The following is a 4,889-nucleotide window of genomic DNA, read 5'->3' as shown; positions in this document are numbered from 1 at the left end:
GCTTGCGGGGGCCAGGTTTGGGTCCGGGCTTCCGGTTCAAACCGTCCGGCCCATCGGCGTTCCAGGCTTTGATCCAGTCATGGAGAATCTTGCGGGAGATTCCAAGCTCGCGGGCTACAGGGAGGACGCCTTCGCCCCGCTCAACCCGCTTGATCGCCTTCAATTTGTAAGCCGTCGGAAACTGACGCTTCTTTGCTCGTCCTGCCACAGGTCATCCTCGGAATGCCTGTCACTGTAATTATCGTGTCTCACTTCAGGGGTGCAGTCCAGTGCTGGACTGCACGGTCACCGCAACTCCGCTGATCAACCGACCGACGACGACGCGAGGCGGCTCAGCCTTGAGCGGTCGGCGTCTTGGTCAGGATGTAGACGGGAAAGCTTCCGGAGTTGGGCGACGAAATGAAGCTCGTCATCGCGCAGTCGGCGGGAAACGGGCTCGGGTTGCCGTTCTGCTGCGAGCTGTCGGCATTGTAGTATCCGAAGAACGCATAGGTGTCGTTGTTCACGATCCGATTCCATTCGACGTAGATCTGGTATTTCGCCTGCGTCCCGAGATCCGTCAGGTAAACCCAGTCCCAATTGTCGTGCATATTGCCGGGCGTGTTGAAGTAGGCGACGATCTTGCCTCCTAGCGGCGGGATGTCGGTATTGATCGCCACATGGCTGAGATCACTGCCACGCGAGCCGGTGACGACCAGGGTGTTGTTCGTTTGATTGAGCACAATGAGGGGAAGGCTTGCCACGTTGATCTCCCTGGCAGCGTCTGTTTCTGATTTTTCGCGACGCGCGATGGCGCCCTGCTAAACACGGCAAAATGATCCGGTCGTCCCGGCCCCGTAGGTGCCGTGGCGTCCGCAGTGCATTCAGCATCGATTTGCATGCAGGGGTTCAACGTAGCGTCATTGTGTGGCAGTTGTATGATGTTTGGATTGCACGTCGAACGCTAGGACCATCTCCATGGCAGCTGCGGTGACAGTAGCGCATGGTCGCCGTCCCAGAGAACGTGCGTGACCGTCCGCTGCCGCGCTGGGTGACGTGGTGGGAATAACCGGGAATGACAATGCGGGCACGACGGGCCCTGCCCGCATCATGACCGCGACGCCGCGAGCCAGAGCTGCCTAGATGCTGGTGCTCCACGGCACCAGAATTTCGCGATACCCATTTGCGGTCCGCTCGACATGGGCAAGGGCCGGGAATGGGTAATGAAACCCCTGAACCAGCATCTTCTCCGCCACCAGCATGTCGTAGATTCTGCGACGAGTGGCTTCGGCCATGACCGGGTCCTGATCGATCGCGGCGTGCCAGCCGGGATTTTCGACGAACAGCACCGGGATATGGGCGACGTCGCCCTGCACGAACACGCTCTTGCCACTGGAGGATAGAACAAACGACGTGTGGCCGACGGAATGCCCCGGTGTTGCAACGGCAGTGAGCCCCGGCACGATTTCGTTGCCCGGCACGACCTCCTTGCCGGCCTCGAATGGCGTTACCTTGCCGCCGAGCGCTGCGATGATCCGCCTGGTGTTCTTGAACAGCCCTTCGATCCGCCCCTTCGGCGCACGGCTCATCTCGCCGTCGTCCATCCAGAACTTGAGTTCGGCGGCCGGCACGAAAATCTCGGCATTCGGAAACGCCGGCTTGTTGTCCGCAGTCAGCAGGCCATCGACATGGTCGACGTGGAAATGGGAGATGACGACGGCGTCAATATCCTTGCGATCGAGGCCCGCAGCCTTCAAATTGGCCGCGAACTGGCCCGCGGTCCCTTTCGTGCGGTCAACCGCGGCATCGCCAAGACCGGTGTCGATCAGGATCAGCTTTTGGCCCGTGTTGACGACGATCGGCGTGAACGGGACAGTCAACCCATCCGTGCTGCGAAACGCCGCCGTGAGAGCGGCCTTGACCTGATCGGTGCTGGCATTCGTCACGAAGCCTTCAACCGGAAACCTGACCGCGCCATCCGAGATCACGCTGACCTCGAAATCCCCGACCTGGTATCGATAGAAACCCGGCGCCTGTTGTCCGGCCAGCGGGGCCGCGGCACGGGACGACCCGGCAAACGGCAAATCCGTTGCAGCAGCCAGTGCCGCGCCACCAGCCAATAGTCCACGACGAGATATGAAGGTCATGACATCTCCGGCATTTGCGAGGGCCAGGGGAGTTACCAAGAGAACTCCCCAATACTGTAGATGAGCCTCTTCGACTTGCAACGGTCCATCGGCGGACCTTCACGCGCTGGTCATCGATCCCAACACTGGAGTTGAGCTCTCGGCATGCGAGCGGTTGAGTGCACTCAATTCTTGTCGTCGCCACCCTGCTCGTCCTGCGGCTTCGGTCCGCGCTTGGCTGGTTTTAGAGGCCGCCCGGTCAGCCGCTCGAGGCGGGCGAGAAAACGGTCATCTCCGAGCGGCCGGCCAATGCTCTCCGCAGCGCGAAGCTCGGCGAACAGGTCGGCCCCCGGCGGATTGTCGAGCAATTCGGCGAAACGCGGGAAGCGCTCCCGGATCGGCGCAATCTGGGTCACTCCATCGTCCTTGCCCCGCAGATGCGCACAAGTGCTCGACCAGCGCGTTGGCCGCCTCCCGCGCGCGGTGCTGGAGTCCGCTGAGGGCGGTTATCGAACGTCACATCTGGACTCTTCAACCGTTACTGCCAACTCAAATCACCTCGTCAGGGAGCACCAACAAATAAGTTGCGATTTCGAGAGGTGTATTTCGCTGTCTCAGGGCTGCAGGAGTGATAGGAGCCTTTGACGGTCTTGGTCGCGTTGGCGCTGGCGTTCACGCAGCCGTTCCAGCTCCTTTTCAGCGCTTGCGATTGGTTGACCTTCCCGTTTCAAGTCGAGAACCAGTCGCTCCTGTTCTGCAAGCTGGCGCTCTGCTGCGACCACTTCGCGCTCAACACGGCTCAACTCATCATAGATCGAGGTTCTGTCCATCGAAGCGCTCCACGATGTTAGATCAACCCGATCCAGGTTTCACCGTTCCTCTCGTTTTGCCGTTTTTTCCCAACCGTTTTAACGCGACGGAAAGGTGTGGAGTTACTCTTCAGGGTACATCTCGGTGTCCTAGACGAAAGTCAGGAACGTGCCAGCTCCAGACGCGGCGGCCTGCCGTATCGTCCCATCAGCTGTCGCGAAACCAGGCGCCCCGGCGGGTGTCGATCTCGGTCAGCATCGAGAGCCGCAGTCTTCGCGCCGCCATTCCAGGACGGCACGAGATCACTGGCGGTACCCGAGAGCGCAAACATCTTACCGAGATGCTCAGCCGTTAGGTCTTTAATACCGCGTCTGTGGGCGCACGAAGCATTGGATGGTGTACGCCATAAGATAAACGTATGCTTGGCCTGAAGGCGAATACTCTTCTACGATCTTCTCTGGTGGCACTTTCACCCACTTGTATCCACTCGGTGTGCCGTCGGGGTTATGCGCCTCAATCCACACGTACCACTCAGGCTCCGGATATTTAGCGCCTTCGAGCACGACCATCTTGTATTCGACGCTTACGGCATCCTTGTCCGTGCAGCATGATTTGGACTTCTCGTCGATACGCTCATTAGGACGGTTGTCCGGTCGCTGAAGATGGTCGAGAAACTTCCGGTCGATCTCCGGTACGGCATTGGTGTGTTCGTGTGCAAAAACCAAAGGCAAAAATAGCAAATAAAAAAACAAGGCAAATATGGCTGTCATGATGAGCCTCCGTCGGCAGACGCGGCCGCCAATGCGGGCGCCGCGAATCGAGGCGTTCCCTGCACAATCGGGCGCTTCCCGCACCCGCGCGTATTGCGGATGCCTACGAAGAGACCGGCACAAGAAGATTTTCGGTTTAGGTGAGTATGATGCCTGCCGACGGCATTCCCCGCCGCCATCACCTTGAACGGAGCGTCGGCACGCCCGTCTCGAAAGGCAGCTTTAAAGAGGGCTACAGGATGATCCTGCGCTCGACTAAATGACCTTCATATTGGTCAGAATGTCGCACAAACAATTCGGAGTTACGGTGGACGGTGCACAAATTGACGTTGCACGCTATCGCGGATGCTAAGCCCTTCTAATAGCTGCAAAGGATTAATTACGGTGACTCAACTCACATCATCCCGCTTGGAGTTAAGTGCACTGTCACCGTAACCCTCACTTCAGGGGTGCAGTCCAACACTGTCACCGTAATTCCGCGACCTCGCGGATAAAGCGGACCCCTTCACAAGAAGCGGCTGATTGACATCGCCAACCGGTACGAAGCGGGCTTGCCGGTCAAGACCGGCCCCCTTCCGCTTCCGTCGATAAACGAGAGACGCCCGAAGACCTAGCGCAGCCACCACATCACCATGGCGACGATGACAATGGCAGCGAGGATACCGAACGGACCCTTGGCGTCGAAATCGAAGCCGGGGCCTTTGAAGCGCAGTTGATGGTCCGACATGTACGTAGCTCTCCATTGAAATCTTGAGAGCCGATTCGTCGGGGGGCTTATTGAGAAGGGGCTATCCGCCAAATCGTGTCAAATGACTGACACAGCGCCCTAGCAATATCAGAGGCTTACGGCTTCACGCTGACACACTTCGGCATCACGTAGTTTCGCTATGGGGCTAAAGCCTTTGACCGCCTTCGCTTTTACGCACACGTTCGGGGCCGTTATTCCCTGCCAAGGAACTACGGATTGCCAGTCAATGACTGACTTATCCGAGCAAAATTAAAGGCGCATCGCTGTTAGCCCAAGAGCGAGCATCACCAGAAATATTTTCCGAGCCCAGAACCGATAGAACGCCAGGAGCATCGCGACCACGCTGACAGCGGCAACGATACCTATAACGCCCTGGGCACTAACCCTGCAGCCCCAGAAGTCGAACTCGAATTTCGGTGGTTTGGACATGACACAGAATTACGGTGACAGTGCTGG

Annotated in this window: 6 protein-coding genes; all 6 read right to left on the bottom strand. The window is 58.4% G+C overall.

Going from position 1 to position 4,889, the window contains the following annotated elements; translation table 11 throughout:
* Positions 1-208: helix-turn-helix domain-containing protein (locus FXB40_RS47200; RefSeq protein WP_148779080.1), on the bottom strand; the 208-nt coding region annotated here is incomplete at its 3' end.
* A gap of 124 nt (positions 209-332) precedes the next feature.
* Positions 333-743, bottom strand: coding sequence for a hypothetical protein (locus FXB40_RS47195; RefSeq protein WP_148779079.1), 411 nt, complete (start codon positions 741-743; stop codon positions 333-335).
* A 375-nt stretch (positions 744-1,118) separates the two neighbouring features.
* A complete protein-coding gene (locus tag FXB40_RS47185; RefSeq protein ID WP_148779077.1) occupies positions 1,119-2,126 on the bottom strand; it encodes an MBL fold metallo-hydrolase in 1,008 nt (335 codons plus the stop codon).
* Positions 2,127-2,290: 164 nt separating this feature from the next.
* Entirely contained in the window at positions 2,291-2,521 is a 231-nt protein-coding gene (locus FXB40_RS47180; protein WP_148779076.1) for a hypothetical protein, read from the bottom strand.
* Between the two features lie 198 nt (positions 2,522-2,719).
* Positions 2,720-2,935, bottom strand: coding sequence for a hypothetical protein (locus FXB40_RS47175; RefSeq protein WP_148779075.1), 216 nt, complete (start codon positions 2,933-2,935; stop codon positions 2,720-2,722).
* 339 nt (positions 2,936-3,274) lie between these two features.
* Positions 3,275-3,685, bottom strand: a complete 411-nt coding sequence (locus FXB40_RS47170) for a hypothetical protein (protein ID WP_148779074.1) — start codon at positions 3,683-3,685, stop codon at positions 3,275-3,277.
* Positions 3,686-4,889: the final 1,204 nt, after the last annotated feature.

The organism is Bradyrhizobium rifense (assembly GCF_008123425.1).
GTDB classification, from domain to species: Bacteria; Pseudomonadota; Alphaproteobacteria; order Rhizobiales; family Xanthobacteraceae; genus Bradyrhizobium; species Bradyrhizobium rifense.
This window is presented reverse-complemented; position numbering and strand designations above follow the sequence as displayed.